At 52.5% G+C, this 18,963-nt stretch carries 15 protein-coding genes; 4 read left to right on the forward strand and 11 right to left on the reverse strand.

The genetic code is table 11. The features are described from left to right. Entirely contained in the window at positions 1 to 567 is a 567-nt protein-coding gene (locus ABJU74_RS07205) for a hypothetical protein (protein WP_348383723.1), read from the reverse strand. A 252-nt stretch (positions 568 to 819) separates the two neighbouring features. Here ABJU74_RS07205 and ABJU74_RS07210 point away from each other — a divergent pair, with 252 nt between their 5' ends. Beyond that, the gene (locus ABJU74_RS07210) at positions 820 to 2,970 is read left to right on the forward strand and encodes a BamA/TamA family outer membrane protein (protein WP_348383722.1); all 2,151 of its coding nucleotides are present in this window, start codon (positions 820 to 822) and stop codon (positions 2,968 to 2,970) included. Continuing rightward, entirely contained in the window at positions 2,970 to 7,151 is a 4,182-nt protein-coding gene (locus ABJU74_RS07215) for a translocation/assembly module TamB domain-containing protein (RefSeq protein WP_348383721.1), read from the forward strand. Before ABJU74_RS07210 ends, ABJU74_RS07215 begins: the two co-directional genes overlap by 1 nt. A gap of 12 nt (positions 7,152 to 7,163) precedes the next feature. Here the strand turns inward: ABJU74_RS07215 and ABJU74_RS07220 are convergent, their stop codons facing one another. The 8 genes from ABJU74_RS07220 to ABJU74_RS07255 all read right to left on the reverse strand — a co-directional run bounded on the left by ABJU74_RS07220 (position 7,164) and on the right by ABJU74_RS07255 (position 16,128). After that, positions 7,164 to 7,805: a TetR family transcriptional regulator gene (locus ABJU74_RS07220; protein WP_348383720.1), complete on the reverse strand. Its 642-nt coding sequence runs from the start codon at positions 7,803 to 7,805 to the stop codon at positions 7,164 to 7,166. A 54-nt stretch (positions 7,806 to 7,859) separates the two neighbouring features. Continuing rightward, positions 7,860 to 8,729, reverse strand: a complete 870-nt coding sequence (locus ABJU74_RS07225) for a crotonase/enoyl-CoA hydratase family protein (protein ID WP_348383719.1) — start codon at positions 8,727 to 8,729, stop codon at positions 7,860 to 7,862. Positions 8,730 to 8,781: 52 nt separating this feature from the next. Beyond that, on the reverse strand, positions 8,782 to 9,567 hold the full coding sequence (locus ABJU74_RS07230; protein WP_348383718.1) for an SDR family NAD(P)-dependent oxidoreductase: 786 nt from the start codon (positions 9,565 to 9,567) through the stop codon (positions 8,782 to 8,784). Between the two features lie 20 nt (positions 9,568 to 9,587). After that, positions 9,588 to 10,760, reverse strand: coding sequence for an acetyl-CoA C-acetyltransferase (locus ABJU74_RS07235; RefSeq protein WP_348383717.1), 1,173 nt, complete (start codon positions 10,758 to 10,760; stop codon positions 9,588 to 9,590). A gap of 140 nt (positions 10,761 to 10,900) precedes the next feature. Further along, positions 10,901 to 12,328 carry an aldehyde dehydrogenase family protein gene (locus ABJU74_RS07240; RefSeq protein WP_348383716.1) on the reverse strand — a complete coding sequence of 476 codons (1,428 nt, stop codon included), beginning with the start codon at positions 12,326 to 12,328 and terminating at the stop codon, positions 10,901 to 10,903. Between the two features lie 97 nt (positions 12,329 to 12,425). After that, the gene (locus tag ABJU74_RS07245) at positions 12,426 to 13,715 is read right to left on the reverse strand and encodes a cytochrome P450 (RefSeq protein WP_348383715.1); all 1,290 of its coding nucleotides are present in this window, start codon (positions 13,713 to 13,715) and stop codon (positions 12,426 to 12,428) included. Between the two features lie 11 nt (positions 13,716 to 13,726). Next, entirely contained in the window at positions 13,727 to 15,262 is a 1,536-nt protein-coding gene (locus tag ABJU74_RS07250) for an acyl-CoA synthetase (RefSeq protein ID WP_348383714.1), read from the reverse strand. A 128-nt stretch (positions 15,263 to 15,390) separates the two neighbouring features. Continuing rightward, on the reverse strand, positions 15,391 to 16,128 hold the full coding sequence (locus ABJU74_RS07255; RefSeq protein WP_348383713.1) for a 6-phosphogluconolactonase: 738 nt from the start codon (positions 16,126 to 16,128) through the stop codon (positions 15,391 to 15,393). Between the two features lie 157 nt (positions 16,129 to 16,285). Here ABJU74_RS07255 and purU point away from each other — a divergent pair, with 157 nt between their 5' ends. Next, a complete protein-coding gene (gene purU, locus ABJU74_RS07260; RefSeq protein WP_348422691.1) occupies positions 16,286 to 17,149 on the forward strand; it encodes a formyltetrahydrofolate deformylase in 864 nt (287 codons plus the stop codon). A 2-nt stretch (positions 17,150 to 17,151) separates the two neighbouring features. Here the strand turns inward: purU and gspI are convergent, their stop codons facing one another. Next, complete coding sequence (gene gspI, locus ABJU74_RS07265) at positions 17,152 to 17,571, reverse strand: type II secretion system minor pseudopilin GspI (RefSeq protein ID WP_348383711.1); 420 nt, start codon at positions 17,569 to 17,571, stop codon at positions 17,152 to 17,154. Then, entirely contained in the window at positions 17,568 to 18,053 is a 486-nt protein-coding gene (gene gspH, locus ABJU74_RS07270; protein ID WP_348383710.1) for a type II secretion system minor pseudopilin GspH, read from the reverse strand. Before gspH ends, gspI begins: the two co-directional genes overlap by 4 nt. Positions 18,054 to 18,164: 111 nt before the next feature. Here gspH and ABJU74_RS07275 point away from each other — a divergent pair, with 111 nt between their 5' ends. Further along, positions 18,165 to 18,962: an enoyl-CoA hydratase-related protein gene (locus ABJU74_RS07275; protein ID WP_348383709.1), complete on the forward strand. Its 798-nt coding sequence runs from the start codon at positions 18,165 to 18,167 to the stop codon at positions 18,960 to 18,962. Position 18,963 lies beyond the last annotated feature (1 nt).

Below are 18,963 nucleotides of genomic sequence, written 5' to 3' on the forward strand. Positions count from 1 at the left end.
CTAGCGGACCAGACCGCTAAAACGCAATTCGCCAGAGGCACCAGCTGCAATAGCCTGGTCAAATGTCCAGCGAATATGGGTCACATCAATAGGTTGCGCGGCGCGCGTCACGGTGGTGCTGGCAGCGCCTTCGGCTGCTTCAACCGTTTCGGTAATTTGCAATTCGGTCAACTTGCCGAAATTTTTACCGCCGTCCACGGACAGGACTGCCCAATCTTCCATAACCTCAGAAAAAGCCACTGCTGGGTGAACCGGGTTGTTGACAACAAATCCTGTAACCGCTGTCGATCCGGTATTCTTATAACTGTTCACAAAAACCAGTTTATCGCCAGGAATGACTTTCACATCCGCTGGGTTATATAATTTGATTGTGAGTTGACCCGCTGCGTCTTCTTCGGTGCGTTCAACCAGCACTTTGCTCTCAATTTTGACATTGGCGCGCGGATCGGCGGACTGGATCGCAAAGAGCAATGGTGCGGCATGAGCGGCATTGGCTGCGGCAATTCCGGTAGTCAGCATCCCGATAACCAGAGCAACTTCAATCAATATAGCTTTTACATTCGACATGATTTTACATTCCCACTTTGACTTTCGGCCTGATACGCAGCGCCGTTCATATCTCGCATGAAATATGAAGGCTCTTGGTTAACAGCTGGTTAAAATCCCATGTTGACAGCATATTGCGCAAGAAATTACCCGCTAAAGCATGGGTTTTCAGCTATTCGATTTTACACAGATGGTCCGGAATTTCGATATTCCCACCGGAAAGGAACGCAATTTTGTTAGCTTCCTTAGAAAGGAGCAGCTAGAGCATCGGCCATGGGCCTCACAACCTTTCGTTACCGCCTTTATATGTCGTTTGCAGCAACAGGACTGGCGAGCGCGGTGTTGGCAACGGGCAAGCCCGCCGCGGCGCAAGCCGCTCTCGCCGAGGACCAATCCGTCCCGGAAAAGGCCGATACACTTGATGCGCTAGGTCCGCTTGATCCGGACCAACCCTTGACTGAATTTCCTGATTTTGGCGTAGATTGGCCGGACCTGGATGCTGCGCCCTCTGGCCCCGATCAGAGCGCGACGGAGGCAAAAGACACGGCCCAACAGATGGACAGTGATCGCCGTCTGGCCGAAGAGAAAGTGGCCGAAGTTGAGGATGCCGGCGTGCGTGCGGAAGCCAACGCCGAATTGGAAGCCGGCGCTGCTGCCAATTTTCGGCCGACAGATGCGCTGGCCGAACGCGAATATAGTATCGGCTTTGCCGGATTGCCGGCTGATTTGGATGGACTGTTTGACGAGCGCTTCGATGCCCTGTCCTCACTCGCCAAATATAGCGGCGAAAAAGCCAATTTTGCGCAGATTAAACGGCGGGCAGAAACTGACAAGAAATTGGTCGAACGGTTGCTGCGCATCGAAGGCTATTATGATGCAATTGTCCGCAGCCAATTTTCGGAAGGCAGCAGCCAAGCCATTGCGGTGACCATCAATGTAACGGCAGGCCCGCAATATCGCCTCGATGCCATCAGGCTAGCCGGGATTGAGAAAGCCCAAGCAGAGGATGCGGCGCAACTGCGCAAAATATTCGCTCTGCAATCATGGGATGTGATCAACAGCGACGTCATTGCTTTGGCGCAAGCGAGATTGGATCGAGTCTTGGCCGAAAGCGGCTATGCCTTTGCCGAAACCGAGCAACCGGAATTGGTCATTGATCATGCCGAACGGGCGGGCGACCTCGATATCGTGGTGGCGCCGGGTGGAAAATTTAATTTTGGCAGGATATTGATGCAAAATAGCGATTTATTCGGCCCAGAACATGCCGCTTTGATCGCGCGTTTTGATGCGGGAGAACTTTATAAACAAACAGATGTTGAAGATCTCCGCCGTGCTCTGATTGCCACTGGCTTGGTCTCGACAGTAACGCTGCAACCGGTCATTTCTCCAACCGATCCGAATAGCGTCGATATTGCCACGACCATTACAGCCGCACCGCTGCGCACGATTTCCGGCGCTGTCGGCTATGGTACCGGAGAGGGCCTGCGATCAGAAATTAGCTGGGAGCACCGCAATTTTTTCCCGCCTGAAGGGCTCATCCGGCTGACCGGCGTGCTCGCCACACAAGAACAATCCGGCAGCATTACCTATCGCCGCAACAATTTTAGACGACGGGATAATGTGCTCAACGGCCAGGTGGCACTAAGCAATATTGACCGATCAGCCTTTGAAGCGCGCACATTTTCTGTGTCGGCCAATCTCGAACGTCAAAGCAATTTGATTTTTCAAAAAAAATGGAATTGGTCTGCGGGAATAGAATTGCTGGCGTCACAGGAACGCGACAGCTCCGGTGACAACCAAACCACCTCGCGCGACACGTTTTTCATCGGCGCATTGCCGGCAACTTTGGCTTATGATGGCAGTGACAATTTGCTCGACCCCAGTGAGGGCTTTCGCTTAAGCGCGCGCATATCGCCTGAAGCCTCTTTGCAGTCCGGCAGCTTTTTCTACGTGCGCACGCAATTGGATGGCAGCGCTTATTATCCCGTTTCCAACACAGTGACCTTGGCTGGGCGAACACGTTTTGGATCAATTGTCGGGGCTGGCAGAAACCGGATCGCGCCGTCTCGGCGGCTTTATGCCGGCGGCGGCGGCTCCGTGCGTGGCTTTGGTTTCCAGCGCATTGGCCCGCGCGATGCCAATAATGACCCTGCTGGCGGGCGGTCGCTAGCAGAATTTTCACTCGAAGCGCGGGTACGCTTGGATATATTGGGTGGCAATTTTGGCGTTGTTCCCTTTGTCGATGCCGGCAATGTTTATACGAAATCGCTGCCTGATCTGTCGAGCCTTCGGGTCGGGGCTGGTCTCGGCATACGTTATTATAGTGACTTTGGCCCGATACGCGTGGATGTCGGAACGCCAATAAACCCGCAAGAAGGAGACGCGCCGGTCGCGGTATATGTGTCTCTCGGGCAGGCCTTTTAATGACGCAGGATGCCCCACTTGCTGAAGATAGTCAGCCGCAAAAAAAGGGATTAATCCCGCCCATTTTTCTGACCTATCTGGGCGGCATCGTTCTGATCATGGCCGCCACGTTGGTCGGATCTGCCTATTGGATAGACAGTGACGATGGTCATGCTTTCTTGGTTGACCGCATCACCAAATTGGAGCGCGACGATGGATTGCAAATTCAAGTCGGCAGCATTGAAGGCTCTATCTATGGCGAAATGACATTGGTGGATTTTGAACTCGCCGATCCAAAAGGCACGTTCTTTACCGCCGGAGCGGTCGCCTTTGACTGGAGCCCGCTGGCCTGGATCTTCAATGAATTGAATATTTCCCAGGCCGTTATCGCCAAAGCCAGACTGGAACGATTGCCAGCACTTAATCCCACGCAGGAAGACAGTCCCATTCTGCCAGAATTTGATATTTATCTGGGATCGTTTCGTGCCGATAATCTTGCTTTGGGCAAAGCTATTACCGGACAGGAGCAACGAGCAGATTTCGCTGGGGCGATTGACATTCGATCCGGTCGCGCGATGATCTCGCTCGACGCAGCAACTACCCGCAGCGGCGATAAGATAAATATGTTGCTCAATGCAGAACCCGATCGCGATCGGCTCGACCTCAATGCCGAAATCACGGCACCGGCGGACGGAGCCATTGCGGCCTATCTCAACCTGTCGCGAGATTTTTCCATGACTCTGGTCGGCGATGGCGATTGGACGCAATGGGACGGGGAAATAGATATTAGCAGCGCAGAACAATCCATGGCGCTCGTCACCCTGGAAGCGCGCGAAGGCTTGTTTCGCTATGACGGTACAATTGCCTCTCGCTTATTGCCTGCTGGATTGGGTCAGACCCTGACCAATCCGCAACTGACCATAGCCGGTACCGCTACGATGGAAGATCGATTGGTAGCCATTGATGCCGACGCACGATCCAATGCCGCTACCCTCTCCGCAAAAGGGGCTGTTGATTTGGCCCGCAACGCCTTCGATGCGATGCGACTGGATATCAATATCCGCAATCCTGCTGCCTTAGTTGCGAATATGAAAGCACAGGATCTGGAGCTCAAACTGCTGCTCAACGATAAATTTTCACAAATGCGCTACCAATATTTGCTGACCGCGCCCCAATTGGCTTTTGGCAAAACTCTGCTGAGTAATGTCAAAGCATCCGGCGAAGGACAGCGCGATAGCACCGGCTTTGATCTGCCATTGGAATTGGCAGTCGGTTCGGTAATCGGCAATGGCGAGCTGCTCAAACAACTATTATCGGGATTGAGTGGCAATGCCTTTTTGCGGTTAGAAAATGGCAAGATTTTTGCCAACAATGCGGTTATCTCGACCGATACAGCGAAAGCGACCGCTGATATCGAAGCGCAATTAGCATCCGGTGACTATCGCATTGCGATAGAGGCCCAAGCGCCACAATTTGCTATCGCCAATGTCGGTTTGGCGGATATTCTGGCAACGATTATCTTGGCGCCGGGCAATAGTGGCTTTTCTCTCAATGGCGATGTGACAGCGAATTTACGCCGCTTTGACAATAGCTTTTTGCGTGAACTTGGAGGAGGATTGCCGCAGGTTCAATCATCCTTGTCCTTGAGCAGCGATGGCAAGCTCCGCTTCAGCAATATCAATATCACGGCGCCGAAAATTCGCTTCACGGGCAGCGGATTCCAGCAAACCGGAGCATTGTTTCAATTTACCGGCCAAGGCGATCATGATCAATATGGCCCCTATAATCTCGATCTGTCTGGCGCGCTGGCTCGCCCCAATATTGCTGTCCGACTAGCCAATCCTTTCCCTGCCGCTGGCTTGTCTAATGTCGAACTTGTCCTCGACCCAGCGGAAAATGGCTTCAGCTATACCGCTTTGGGCGGGTCCAGCCTTGGGCCATTTAATGGCAATGGGACAATCATCACTATTCCCGGTCAAAGCACGCAGATCCAGATCGAACGGTTGCTTGTATCCGATACGTTGGCGACCGGAACCATCCGTCCAACCGCCACCGGCCTGGCGGGAATATTGGCCATTCGCGGCGGCGGGGTGAATGGCAATATATTTTTCGAACCCAAGCCGGATCGCCAGCTGATTCAAGCCAAATTGACAGCGAAAAATGCCCGCTTTGCCGGCGCGCAACCGCTTTTCATTCGAACCGGGACATTGGATGCAGATGTGGTTTTAATCGATGGACGGTCTGATATTTCGGCCACGGTCAGGGCCCAGGGCATTAGTCAGGGCAGTTTAATGATCGGCCGCATTGCCGGCAACGCGCAATTGACCAACGGAACCGGTAATGCCACGTTTTCAATTGCCGGTACGCGCGGCAGTACCTTTAATTTCCAAACCAAGGCGGCAATTAGCCCCGATCTTTTTGTCGTCACCGGCAACGGTCTTTTTGAAGGGCGTACTTTGCGCATTGACCGACCCATGGAAATACAACGCGTGGGCGGTGGTTGGTCAATCGCACCGACAATATTATTTTATGGACACGGTTCTGCACGATTTTACGGTCAATGGGCCAGCGGCAGCTCCCGCCTCAATATGAGCCTGTCAAAAATGCCGCTCAGTCTAGCGGATATTGTCGCAGACGATTTAGGGCTCGGCGGGGAAATAAATGGTCAAGTCAATCTGTCCCAGACTGGCTCGCAAATGCCGGTCGGAGAAGCCAAGCTCAATGTCAAAGGCTTGACCCGGTCGGGATTGATATTGACATCCACACCGGTTGATTTGGGGTTGAACATTGCCGTGTCCAACCGCAACGCAGCCGCCCGCGGGATCATTCAGTCGCAATCCAAAACCATTGGCCGGTTTCAAGGGCGTGTCACTGGATTTGGCAATGGCAATTGGCGCGATGAACTGTTCCAAAATCCGCTTTTCGCGCAAGCCCGGTTCAATGGCGCCGCCGACGCCCTGTGGCGACTAACCGGTGTTGAGACATTTGATCTTACTGGGCCTGTGGCGATGAGCGCTGATGTCAGCGGGACATTGGCCAATCCGAAAATCAGCGGACAATTGCGAACCGAAAATGCCCGCCTCGAGAGTGGTCTCACTGGTACGGTCATTTCCAATATCAGCGCCCGGGGGCAATTTGACGGGTCACGTCTGATACTGCCGCGTATCACCGGTACAACCCGCGGCAATGGCGTAATCAATGGGAGCGGCAATTTTAACTTTGCCGTCGAACCCAGCGAAGGCATTGGCATTCAACTGGATCTTACTGCGCAACGGGCCCAACTTATCGCGCGCGATGATTTTGCCGCGACCGTATCCGGACCGATCCAGATAAGAAGCTCTCCCCAGGGCGGGTTGATTTCCGGTGATGTCACCTTGGACCGCAGTTTTTTCCAATTTGGCAATGCCAGCGAAACCGTCGCACTGCCGAATATCAAAGTGCGCGAGATAAATCGCCGAGCGGATGAACGGCCGCCGGTTATTCGCAGTCGGCCTTGGCGTTTTGCGCTGAATGCCAACGCTCCCAATCGCCTGCAAGTGGAAGGATTGGGATTGGATAGTGAGTGGCGTGCCAATCTGAAAGTGTCCGGGCCAGTTGATAATTTCGAAATGGTCGGCAGCGCCAATCTTATCCGCGGCAATTACACATTTGCAGGCCGCCGCTTCCAACTGGAGCGGGGCCGGATCCGCTTTGTCGGCAATCGGCCGCCCAATCCGCTGCTCGATATCGAAGCGCGCGCGGACCTGACTGGTCTCAATGCCACGATCAATGTCACGGGTACGGGCAATCAGCCGGATATAGCCTTTAACAGCGTCCCGGCATTGCCAGAGGATGAACTTTTGTCGCGGGTCTTATTTGGCGCCTCTATTTCGGATTTGTCCGCACCGGAAGCCGTTCAATTGGCGGCGGCGGTTGCCTCACTCAATAGCGGCGGTGGATTGGATCCGATTAATCAGCTGCGCAAAGCCGTAGGACTGGACCGCCTGCGCATCCTGCCTTCGGACGTGAACAGCGGTCAGGGAACGTCCATCGCGGCTGGCAAATATATAACCCGCCGCGCCTATGTCGAATTGATCACAGATGGCAAAGGCTATAGCGCCACCACTTTGGAATTTCAGATCACCCGCTGGCTGTCTATCTTGTCGAGCATTTCAACTTTAGGGCGCCAAAATGTGAATGTGCAAGTCTCTCGCGATTATTGAATTGGCAGCGGTTTATCGCGCCAATATGCCGGCCATGATCAGATCAACCGTTTGCTCGCGATAGGCATCGCGCATTTTTTCATCGAAATCATCGCGGCCATAGCAATATTTCCAAACCAATTTTCCCGTGAAGAAACGATCCGCCGCGCCAGTAACCGCCGAATAGAAGAGATCGGGATCCAGATTGCGAAACACGCCGGTCTTAATGCCATCACCGACAAATATATTATAGGCCTCAGACAGTGGTTTCAGATATTTATTGGCAATATCGCGGGCCCCTTCCGGAGGCAGGTCGCGGATCAGCCGCATCGTCAGGCGATGAATATAGGGATATTTGTTATAGGTATCGATCACTGCGCCGATATGATGACGCAGCTTGTCTTCTGGTGGCATATCCTTGGCAATGAGCAGGCCCACATCTTCGACAATCTTAGTCATGTCGCGTTCGAGTATAGCTTCCAGCAAACCATCTTTATTGCCGAAATAATATTTGACCAAGGCGCTATTCAACCCCGAACGGACCGATAATTCACTAAATGAAATGTCGATAGTGTCGCCTTCACGCATGATCAGGCTCGCGGTTTCAATTAATTTTCCGCGGGCGCTCGCGCTATCCATGTCCCCGTTTTTATCAGCCTGTTTTTCGGCGCTCATAAACTTTCCCCTCACTCACCAGACTCAAATACACACTGGCTGTTGCTTAAGCGGTTACTTATAAACAGGTTCTTCCCACCAAGGAAAGCTGTCAGGCATATTGGCGGACACTTTATCCGGATAGACTGGATCACGTTTCTCGAGAAAACTGGCAACACCTTCGGTAGCATCATTGGATTTGGCGCGGTTATAAATCAGCCGACTGTCAATTTTATGCGCTTCCATGGGATGATCAGCGCAGGGGATTTGCCATAGCATCTGACGCGTCAGTGCAATTGATACCGGCGCAGTATTATCGGCAATCTCACGCGCCAGTGCATAAGCCGCGGGAAGCAAGTCTTCGGGCTTGTGGATTGATCGGATAAGGCCACCAGCAAGCGCTTCTTCGGCTTGGAACACCCGGCCCGTCATGCACCATTCCAAAGCCAAGGGCCGGCCCACTATATGCGGCAAAAACCAGCTCGCTGCCGCATCCGGAGCGATACCGCGCCGCGCGAAAACAAATCCGAAGCGCGCGGTGTCGCTGGCCAATCTTATATCCATCGGCAGCTGCATTGTCGCACCCACGCCAACCGCCGCGCCATTGACAGCGGCAATAACCGGCTTGAGACATTGATAGATGCGCAGGGTCAGCTTACCACCACCATCGCGCACGCGAGGATCGGAATAATCCTCCACCGGATCGCTGCTGGCAAAAGGCTTGGCTCCGCCTTCGGGGGTCAGATCCGCTCCGGCACAAAAAGCCCGATCTCCCGAACCCGTAACAATAACCGCGCGCACATCATCATCCGCATCAATCTGATCAAATGCGGCGCACATTTCCTGCAACATCGTACCGGTAAAAGCGTTCATCTTTTCCGGGCGGTTAAGAGTGATGGTCGCGATATTGTCCGCAACTTCATATCTGATCTGGCTATAGGTCATGGGGAGGATCCTGAAAAAATTCCCCTCCCGCCAAAACGGGAGGGGGAATGGTTTAGCGTGGCGCCATCCGAATAGCACCGTCCAGCCGCACATCTTCTCCGTTGAAATAGCCGGTTTCAATCATGCACATTGCCAATTTGGCATATTCATCAGGCTGTCCAAGCCGTTTGGGAAAAGGCACAGATGCGGACAAGGCATCGCGCACTTTATCCGGCGCACCGGCCAAAAGCGGCGTGTCAAAAATGCCGGGCAAAATAGTATTCACTCGAATGCCTTCCGCCATAAGGTCGCGCGCAATCGGAAGCGTCATGCCAACCACACCGCCCTTTGACGCACTATAGGCCGCCTGACCCATTTGTCCGTCTTCCGCTGCAACGGAAGCAGTATTGACCATGGCCCCACGTTCGCCATGATCATCCAAAGGATCAAGCGTCAACATCCCAGCTGCCGATTTGGCAATACAGCGGAATGTACCGACAAGGTTGACTTGGATGACGAAGTTAAACGCATCTAAGGGGAAATGGCTGATCGAGCCATCTTCGCGGCTGCGCTTGGCGGTTTTAATCGCATTGCCGATACCGGCACAATTGACCAAAATACGTTCTTGGCCAACGGCCACACGGGCTTTTTCAAAACCGGCATCGACACTATCGTCTTCGGTCACGTTCACTTTGCAAAATACGCCGCCCAATTCTGCAGCCAAAGCTTCGCCTTTTTCTTCATTCAAGTCGAACAAGGCAACCTTCACACCTTTTTCGGCCAAGCGCCGCGCAGTAGCCGCGCCCAGTCCAGATGCACCGCCAGTTACGACCGCGGACATATTGTTATTCAGTTCCATTATATTTCTTTCTTTTCAGCTTAGTTCAAACGTTCGATTATCGTAACATTGGCCTGTCCGCCACCTTCACACATGGTTTGGAGTCCATATTTGGCGCTGCGATTTTCCATCGCGTTCAGCAGAGTGGCCATTAATTTGGTACCCGACGCACCAAGCGGATGACCCAATGCAATGGCACCGCCATGGACATTAATCTTGTTCCGGTCGGCGCCAGTATGCTTGAGCCAAGCCAAAGGCACAGGCGCAAAAGCTTCATTGACTTCATAAAGATCAATATCATCAATTTTCATACCGGACCGTTCCAAGGCGCGGTCGGTCGCAAAAAGCGGCTCTTCCAGCATGATAACCGGATCACCAGCAGTGACCGTCAGATTGAGAATTTTGGCCCGCGGGGTGAGACCGTGATCTTTCAACGCTTGCTCCGAACATACCAATACAGCGCTCGAACCGTCACAAATCTGGCTGGCATTCGCAGCTGTTATGGCGCCGCCTTCTTGCAGTACCTTCACACCGCCAATGCTTTCCATGCTGGCATCAAAGCGAATGCCTTCATCCACCATATGCATGGCATCGCCTTCTGGGGTTTCGATTTGCACGCCAATTATTTCATTGGCAAAGGCACCGGATTCGGTCGCAGCAATAGCCTTTTGATGGCTTTCCAACGCAAAAGCGTCGAGATCATCGCGATTAAAGCCATGTTTCTTGACCAACATTTCAGCGCCCATGAACTGGCTGAACTGAACGCCTGGATAAGCCTCTTCCAACCGCTCACTTTTATTGGTGCCCAATCCGGCATCTTTGAACAGTTTAAAGGTGGACCCCATGGGCACCCGGGTCATGCTTTCAATACCATGGGCGAGGACCATATCCTGCGTGCCGGACATAACGCCTTGCGCGGCAAATTGAATGGATTGCTGAGAGGACCCACATTGCCGGTCAATAGAAACCGATGGAATACTGTCAGGCAGTTTCGATGCCAGAACGCTATTGCGGCCCACATCACCGGATTGCTCTCCGCCCTGCATCACGCAGCCAGTAATCACATCTTCAATGGCACTGGGATCAAAATCATTACGATCCGCAATGGCGTCCAGCGTGGCTGCGCCCAAATCTACGGCATGAGTCCCGGCCAACCGGCCGCCACGGCGGCCGCCAGCGGTCCGCACTGCATCTACAATATAGGCTTCTGCCATCTTCTTGCTCCTTTATGAGAATCCAAAATTTAACTGACCGATTAAACTGACCGCGCCCTAGCGTCAAATGAAAAAGCCGATCATCACCATTGTGATAACCGGCCTTTCCCTTTTCCTGCCTGCTATAGCGTCAAACAAGACTATGCAGGAACATTGTCTTTCTTGACCGTGATCACTTGTGGATAAGTAAATTCCAACAAGCCTTCTTTGCCATATTCCGCGCCAAAGCCGGACTGTTTGTGGCCACCAAATGGAGCAAAGGGTGAAAGGTGCAAAAACTCGTTGACCCAGACCGTGCCGGTTTCGAGTTTTTCCGCAATCTCAACACCTTTGTCAGGATTTGCGGTCCAAACCGCGCCAGCGAGACCATATTCACTGGCATTGGCCCGGTCGATTACTTCCTCTTCCGAACTGAATTTCATCAGCGGCATCACGGGACCAAATTGCTCTTCCGCTACAATGCGCGCATCTTCTGGCGGATTGTCGAGAATAGTGATCGGCATATAATAGCCCGGAACATCGGGGTCATGATCGCCGCCAACCAGGAATTTATATCCATTATCCTTGGCGTCCTGAACCAGCTCAAGCACCCGGTCATATTGCTTCTTATTCTGAATTGGTCCCACGGCCGTGCCTTGTTGAGACCCATCCCCCACTTTCACATGCTTGGCATATTCCGCAATGGCTGCGCTCAGTTCATCATAAATATCTTCATGAATATAGATACGTTTGGCCGCGACGCAGATTTGACCGGCATTGGTGAAGCTTGACCAGAAAAGTTGCTCTGCCACTTTCTCGACATTGGCATCCGGCAACACAATTGAAGCATCATTGCCGCCCAATTCCAATGTGATCCGTTTCAGATCTTTGGACGCGCCTTCCATGATTTTTTTACCGGTGGCGGTGGAACCAGTGAAGGTAATTTTATCAATATCAGGATGACCAGTGATCAAGGGGCCCAAGCTGTCCTCGCCGGTAATGATATTGACGACACCCGGAGGCGCGACATCGGCGATAAGCTCAGCCAAACGCAAGGTCGTTAGCGGCGTGAATGGGGATGGCTTCAAGACGATTGTACATCCCGACAATAGCGCCGGCGCAATTTTCTGCACCGCCATCATGACCGGGAAGTTCCAAGGCACAATGCCACCAACAACCCCGACCGGAACCCGGCGTGTCCGACTCAGGCGTTCATCTGTATCTTCGTTTATCTCATCATCCAGATCCAGAGTCGATTGGGCACCCGCCATCATCGATGCGCCAATAATCTCGCCTTGCGCTTGTGCATGGGGCTTGCCTTGCTCCGCGGTGAGCAGGCGAAAAAGCTCATCGCTATTCTCTTTGATTGCAGCGGAAATGGCTTGCACCACGCCACGGCGATCATCGATTGATTTTTTGCTCCAAGCGGGGAATGCTGCCCGCGCCGCCGCCACCGCTTGGTTTAACTCTTCCTCGCCGGCGCATGGCACTTGACCGATAACTTCTTCATTGGCGGGATTAACAACATCAAGCATTTTCGATGTACTGATCATCTCACCATTTATGAGATTTTTATATTGGGTAACCATTTCACTCTCCTTTGGAAAATTCGCCGTCATTTCTATTTTGTCGTCTTTTATGCGATTTCAAGCCTGATCGCGCCTGTCATTTTGCTTATGCCTCTGGTCACGAAAGCGTGTATTTCAAAGGCAAGGTCTTAAGCCCGCCAACAAAGCTTGATTTTGCGCGCTTGGGTTCACCAGCCAATTCTACCGTTTCGATGCGATCAAGCAGCTCATTGAACAAGATCCGCATTTCCAGGCGGGCCATATGCAACCCCAAACACTGATGCGCACCAGCCCCAAATGCAAGATGGCGATTCGGGGAACGCGCTGCGTTAAACTTGCGGGGATTGTCAAATATACGATCATCATGATTGGCGGCAACATAGTTGATCATCAACCAGTCGTCCTTTTTCACCTGGACACCGTTTATTTCAACATCTTCGGCAGCGGTCCGCATAAAATGCTGAACTGGAGATGTCCAACGAATGGCCTCTTCGACAATGCCGGACAATAATTCCCGATCGGCTTTGAGCCGTTGAAACTGTTCCGGATCCTGCGCCAGTGCCATCATCGCACCAGCGGTGGAAGCGGAGGTTGTATCATGGCCGGCTGATGCAACGATAATATAATAGCCCGCCATATCGCGATCACTAAGATATTCGCCATCAATTTTGGCATTGGCAATAACACTCGCCACATCTTCGGTCGGATTGGCCCGTTTCTCAGCTGCCAGCTTGGCAAAATAAGCCTCGAAATCGGCGACGGCGCCTGCAACCAATTGGGTAATCTGCTCCGCGGTCATATTCGCCATACCGGTTTGGTTCAGATCTTCGTCCTGACCACCGAACATTTGCTGGGTGAGAAACAACATGCGCTGTTCATCCGCTTCGGGCACACCCAAAATTTGCATCACTACGTGCAAAGGATAAGGCGAAGATACCAAGGGTACAAAATCGGCTTCGGTTCCCGCATCGACAAGCCGGTCCACTGTGGTTTTGGCCAAAGCGCCAATTTCAGCTTCTAGCCGCTGGAGATTTTTCGGCATGAACCATTCTTGAGTCAGCCTGCGATATTGCGGATGGATGGGCGCATCCAGAGCGACCAAGGAATTGACCAAATGGGGACTGCCGTCGGTAATGGCTTTGATCAATTGCTCGCTCTCGCACAAACCAAATACAACGCCGCGCGGATTGTTCAGAAACGTGCGGTTATCTTTGCTGATACGCATGACGTCATCATAGCCAGTGACCAACCAAAACGGATCATGCAGATCGCCATTTTCTATCCGCGCCACCGGCATATCTCGGCGCAGAACATCAAATTTGTCCAGCAATCCATCCCATTCCGCATAGGATTGCGGGTCAATGACGGCCGCTGCTATGTCGGCCGGCGCTTGCGGTCCTGCACTCATCTCAATCTCCTTCAGACAATTCGGCTGCCGGTTTTGCCCCAATATTCATCGCGGAGCAGACGCTTATATAATTTACCGGTGGCCTCTCGCGGTAAGGTTTCACGAAAATCAATTTGGCGTGGTACTTTGACGCCAGATAAGCTTTGTCGCAAAAAGGCTTCTAATTCTTGAGCAAATTCCGCTGTTGCATTGTTCATATTGCTCGGTTGAACAACGGCCACCACTTTTTCACCCATATCTTCATCTGGTGCCCCAATAACCGCCGCATCAGTTATTTTCGGATGAGTAATCAACAAATTTTCTATTTCCTGAGGATAGATATTTACACCGCCGGAAATGATCATGAAGCTCTTGCGATCGGTGAGATAGAGAAACCCATCTTCATCCACTTTCCCGACATCACCCAAAGAAGTCCAGCCATGTTTGTTATGAGCCGCCTTGGTTTTCTCTGGATCATTATGATATTTGACCGGAGCACCGCCTTCAAAATATATTTGGCCTTCGACTCCGGTCGCCACTTCATCATCATTTTCATCACAAATATGAACAATGCCGAGCAAGGCTTTGCCGACAGATCCTTTATGTTCCAGCCAGTCTTCGGAATTGATGAAAGTAAAGCCATTGCCTTCAGAACCTGCATAATATTCGCGAATAATTGGGCCCCACCATGCGATCATTTTCTCTTTTACCGGAACCGGACAAGGCGCCGCAGCATGGACCGCGCATTTCAGACTGGAAACGTCATATTTCAGACGCGTCGCTTCTGGCAATTTGAGCATCCGGCTGAAGTGAGTGGGCACCCATTGACTGACGTCCACTTTATATTTTTCAATCAGCGCCAAGGCATTTTCCGGGTCGAATTTTTCCATGATGATCACGGTGCCGCCCATTTTATGGATTGTCATGCACCACCGCAAAGGTGCGGCATGATAAAGCGGCGCAGGGGATAGATAGGTGCAACCCGGCGAAAAGCCAAAGGCGCCCTGTGCCATCATGACCAGGGGATTGGGTTGGGCAATATCTTCATTTTCCGGAAAGGGAATACGTACCCCTTTGGGGCGACCCGTCGTGCCAGAGCTATAGAGCATATCGGTACCGTGGCGCTCGTCATCAATCGGTGTTTCCGGCATCGCGGCTAAAACCGGTTCGATAGCCCGATCATCATCACCGCCATAAATAAATTGCTTCACCTCGGGATTCGAATCGCGCACCGCATCAAGGACATTTTGTTTGGTCGAAGAACTGACCAACAGGCTGGCTCCGCTGTCGGAGAGAATATAGGATACTTCCTCGGCCGTCAGCCGACTGGGAATCGCGACATAATAAAGACCAGACCGCTGCGCGCCCCAAGCAAAGTCAAAAAAATTCGGATGATTGTCGAGCAGCACCGCCACGGTCCTGCCAATGTTCAGACCCTCTTGCCGAAACAGATGCGCCATTTGATTGGACGCATCGTTCAATTGCGCAAAAGTTTGCACCGCCCCAGTGGCGGCCATGATGATTGCAGGCTTTTCGGGGCTTTGCTCGGCATGCAGATAGGGGTGCATCGGTTACGTCTCTCCAATTGGGGCGATCGCATGGTTTGCGATTCGCAATGGCCCTATCATGGTTTAAGCGCGCAGTTAAATCAATCGGTTGTCGTGGCCTTTTTCAATGAGGACCCCTTGATCATCCTCTAGTTTTCGACATAGATATCGACAGGCACGGTGAGATCCGCAAAGACCCGGCCAATCGGAGCCATGCTACTGGCCCCTTCACCAATGGCTTGCTCGAGATACATTTGCGACCCTGCGCCGTTTAACAGCACCAAGACTGTCCGGGCTTCGCAAATCGCGGCTTTGGTGATCGTCACCAACGGCGTATCTCCATTATCCGGCATGATGCCCGCCGCGCGCTTTTCTTTCGGTCCATCGAGCGCTTCTTCAAGATCAGCGCTTTCTACCAAACCGGCGGTACTCCCATCTGGTCCCATGCCCAGCCAGACCAGGTCCGGTGGCCATTTGGTGTCTTGCAAGCGCGCATCCGCCGCACCGCCCGCCAGTTGATAGTCATCATTTTCGGTTGCAATTGGCAAAACCCGAGCGCCGCGTGTCAGGAAGAGCTGAGCCAATATTTTGACATGGCTGCGCGGATCATCAACCGGCACCAGATAATCATCGGTTGGAATGATGGTCACATATTTCCATTTAATCTGCTTTTGCGCCAAGGCTTCCAGTACCGGCATCGCATCGTCATTAACCGGCAGGGCCAATAAGGCCTCTCCACGCGCATCCAAGGCGCTTTCGATGATGAAGCTTATATCACCGACAACCGCTTCGACCATTTCCGCGCGATCATCAAAATCCCACCATTCAAGCTGCGAATCTTCGCCTTCCGGCAAATCATCCAAATCCCAAGATTCATCTTCACTCATGTCGCATCCTGTCTTTCAGGTTCGTTGGCAGATCGTATTGGCCGGTTTGTCGACCCGTCTCTCGCGCTTCTAATCGTTGGAGATATCAGCACAAGAGGAAATCACGCTTTTCAAACGGATTGCCATAGGCCAATGGGCCATGCAAAGAGGCACGGATATGATGAACCAAGATTATATATTGACCCTGACCGCAGAAGACCGGGTTGGCTTAGTAGCGGCGGTGACCGGCTTTTTGGCTGATCATGACGGCTTCATTCTCGACAGCCAACAATATGCCGATCTTGAGCAAAATCGCTTTTTCATGCGCGTTGCTTTCAAAGGAGCGGGACCCAAGTTCCCCACTGATCTGGCAATATTGACGAGCAGCTTTACGCCAATTGCCGATCATTATGGCCTGGTATGGACGCTGGTCAGCGCCGCAGAAAAACCCAATATCATCATTGCCGTTTCAAAGGGCAGCCATTGCCTTAACGATTTGCTGCATCGCTGGAAAACCGCCGCACTCCCAGTCAATATTGCCGCTGTTATAAGCAATCATGACAATTTGCGCGATCTGACCGAATGGCATGATGTGCCTTTTCACCATTTGCCAGTCAGCGATGAAAATCGCTGCGAACAGGAACAGGCCATTGTGAATTTGATGACCGAGGTTCAAGCGGACTATCTGATCCTTGCGCGCTATATGCAGATATTATCCGACAATCTCAGCCATCAATTGGCCGGGCGATGTATCAATATTCATCATAGTTTTCTGCCCGGCTTCAAGGGCGCACGGCCTTATCATCGCGCGCATCAACGCGGGGTGAAACTGATCGGCGCCACAGCCCATTTCGTCAGCGCGGATCTCGATGAAGGACCGATTATCGAACAGGCTGTTGAGCGTGTCGACCATCGCGCCAGTGTCGAAGAACTGATCCGCATTGGCCGTGATATTGAATCGCAAGTGCTTGCCAAAGCCGTCAAATGGGCGGGCGAGCACCGCATTTTGATGAACGGCAATCGGACGGTCGTCTTCCGGTAAGTCTAGTTTGCTGTTCTTGGAACCGGTTCCGGCGCGTCGAGAATCACGCCCGCTGGGCGCAATATTGTCAAAGCCGCCGGCGCGCCGCTGGCTTGATCCTGCGCCTGTATATCAATTTGAATGAAGCGGCCTTCATCCGTCAGCCGGGCGCTTTGGGTCCAGATCCATTTGCGGCCGCCATTTTCTTCTTCGCCGCGACTGGCACCGAGACTTGGGGGCCGGGGATCGGTCAGGATTTCAACCGCGCGATTGCGCACGACCGACTGCGCGACAACGCGCAACTCCAGTTCCGCCGCATTGCGCGTCGTATAGGCTTGCAGACGAATCAACGCCAGGGCCGCCAAGCTGAAAACCGATAGTGCGACCAGCATTTCGATCAGGGTAAAGCCGCGCTCATGGTGCGGGCCGGTGGGAGCAATCATGAGGCTGGCTCCGCTGTGGCCAATTGGACATCGCCCATCGGCGCGATAATAATATTTCGCTCATAGGCTTTAAAAGCCAGGCGAACTTCCGCTCGGTCACTGGGTAATCCGGTACTCTCAAAACTGATCAGCAAGGGCCCGGCCTCTCCGACATTTGCGGTCACGCCTTCGGACCAATTGGTCGATCGAAACGGATTGTCTTCCAATAGCGACCATGCGCCTTTGCGACGTTCCAGAAAACTATAGCCTGACGGCGTGACTTGCACAGCCATTGGGCGGGATTGCAGAATCGCGTTGTCCCGTAAAGCGGCGGTCCGCGCCGCAAATATCTGGGCATCTTGTTCCAGATCATTGCGGCCATCAGGCAGGGATAAGATGACCACCGACGCCATCAGTCCTAAAATCACCAGAACAACCATCAATTCCACCAAAGTGAAACCGCTTTGCATCGTATCTTGTTTGGATATTTGGTGGCAATTCATCGGATCAACTTATTGGTTCACTCCTATCCCTCTCTTGCAGAAGCAGAGCGGGCCTGCAATGGATAGCCGCAAGTAGAAAGTGATTCCAAAGATGAAGCAGGTGGGGACAATATGAGCGACGTCGTTCTTTATGACAAACAAGACCGCGTGGTCACGATAACTTTAAACAAGCCGGAAACGCGCAATGCGCTGTCAACCGATCTCTGCAGTGCGCTGGTCGACGCGATGAAAAAGGCGGACGCGGATGAGACCGTAAGCTGTGTTGTCCTGGCGGCCAATGGCAAAAGCTTTTCTTCCGGTGGCAATTTGCATGAAATCAAAGCGATGACAGCTGAACAAAATATGACGCCGCTGGAAATTGAACACTGGTATAAAACCGGCATTCAGCGCATCCCGCTGACAATGGCGACGCTTTCCGTGCCAGTTATTGCTGCGGTCAATGGACATGCCATTGGCGCTGGTAATGACCTCACCACCATGTGCGACATCAGAATTGCCGGTGAAGACGCCATTTTTGCAGAGAGTTTTTTGCGCGTCGGCATAATTCCTGGCGATGGTGGCGCATGGTTATTGCCCCGCATTATCGGGCAAGCACGGGCCAATCAGATGCTGTTCACCGGTGAGTTTATCAAGGCCGAAAAAGCACTGGATTATGGCTTGGTCTCGGAAGTAGTGCCCAATGATAGCCTGATCACTCGCGCTTATGAACTGGCCGAGCAGGTTGTGGCTTTGCCCCCCTTGGCGATTCGCAAAACCAAGGAATTGGTGCGGACCGCGCAAAGCGTTACCTTGAAAGAAAATCTCGACCAGGCCGCTTTGTTCCAAGGCGTCTTGCAACAATTAGATGATCATCAAGAAGCCATTGATGCCATACTTGAAAAGCGCAAACCCGTTTTCAAGGGGAAATGAT

The organism is Parasphingorhabdus sp. (assembly GCF_039982415.1).
GTDB lineage: Bacteria > Pseudomonadota > Alphaproteobacteria > Sphingomonadales > Sphingomonadaceae > Parasphingorhabdus.

Coding starts and splice junctions, on each gene's coding strand:
- ABJU74_RS07205 (WP_348383723.1), bottom strand. CDS start 567: ATGTCGAATGTAAAAGCTATATTGATTGAAGTTGCTCTGGTTATCGGG.
- ABJU74_RS07210 (WP_348383722.1), top strand. CDS start 820: ATGGGCCTCACAACCTTTCGTTACCGCCTTTATATGTCGTTTGCAGCA.
- ABJU74_RS07215 (WP_348383721.1), top strand. CDS start 2,970: ATGACGCAGGATGCCCCACTTGCTGAAGATAGTCAGCCGCAAAAAAAG.
- ABJU74_RS07220 (WP_348383720.1), bottom strand. CDS start 7,805: ATGAGCGCCGAAAAACAGGCTGATAAAAACGGGGACATGGATAGCGCG.
- ABJU74_RS07225 (WP_348383719.1), bottom strand. CDS start 8,729: ATGACCTATAGCCAGATCAGATATGAAGTTGCGGACAATATCGCGACC.
- ABJU74_RS07230 (WP_348383718.1), bottom strand. CDS start 9,567: ATGGAACTGAATAACAATATGTCCGCGGTCGTAACTGGCGGTGCATCT.
- ABJU74_RS07235 (WP_348383717.1), bottom strand. CDS start 10,760: ATGGCAGAAGCCTATATTGTAGATGCAGTGCGGACCGCTGGCGGCCGC.
- ABJU74_RS07240 (WP_348383716.1), bottom strand. CDS start 12,328: ATGGTTACCCAATATAAAAATCTCATAAATGGTGAGATGATCAGTACA.
- ABJU74_RS07245 (WP_348383715.1), bottom strand. CDS start 13,715: ATGAGTGCAGGACCGCAAGCGCCGGCCGACATAGCAGCGGCCGTCATT.
- ABJU74_RS07250 (WP_348383714.1), bottom strand. CDS start 15,262: ATGCACCCCTATCTGCATGCCGAGCAAAGCCCCGAAAAGCCTGCAATC.
- ABJU74_RS07255 (WP_348383713.1), bottom strand. CDS start 16,128: ATGAGTGAAGATGAATCTTGGGATTTGGATGATTTGCCGGAAGGCGAA.
- purU (WP_348422691.1), top strand. CDS start 16,286: ATGATGAACCAAGATTATATATTGACCCTGACCGCAGAAGACCGGGTT.
- gspI (WP_348383711.1), bottom strand. CDS start 17,571: ATGATTGCTCCCACCGGCCCGCACCATGAGCGCGGCTTTACCCTGATC.
- gspH (WP_348383710.1), bottom strand. CDS start 18,053: ATGAATTGCCACCAAATATCCAAACAAGATACGATGCAAAGCGGTTTC.
- ABJU74_RS07275 (WP_348383709.1), top strand. CDS start 18,165: ATGAGCGACGTCGTTCTTTATGACAAACAAGACCGCGTGGTCACGATA.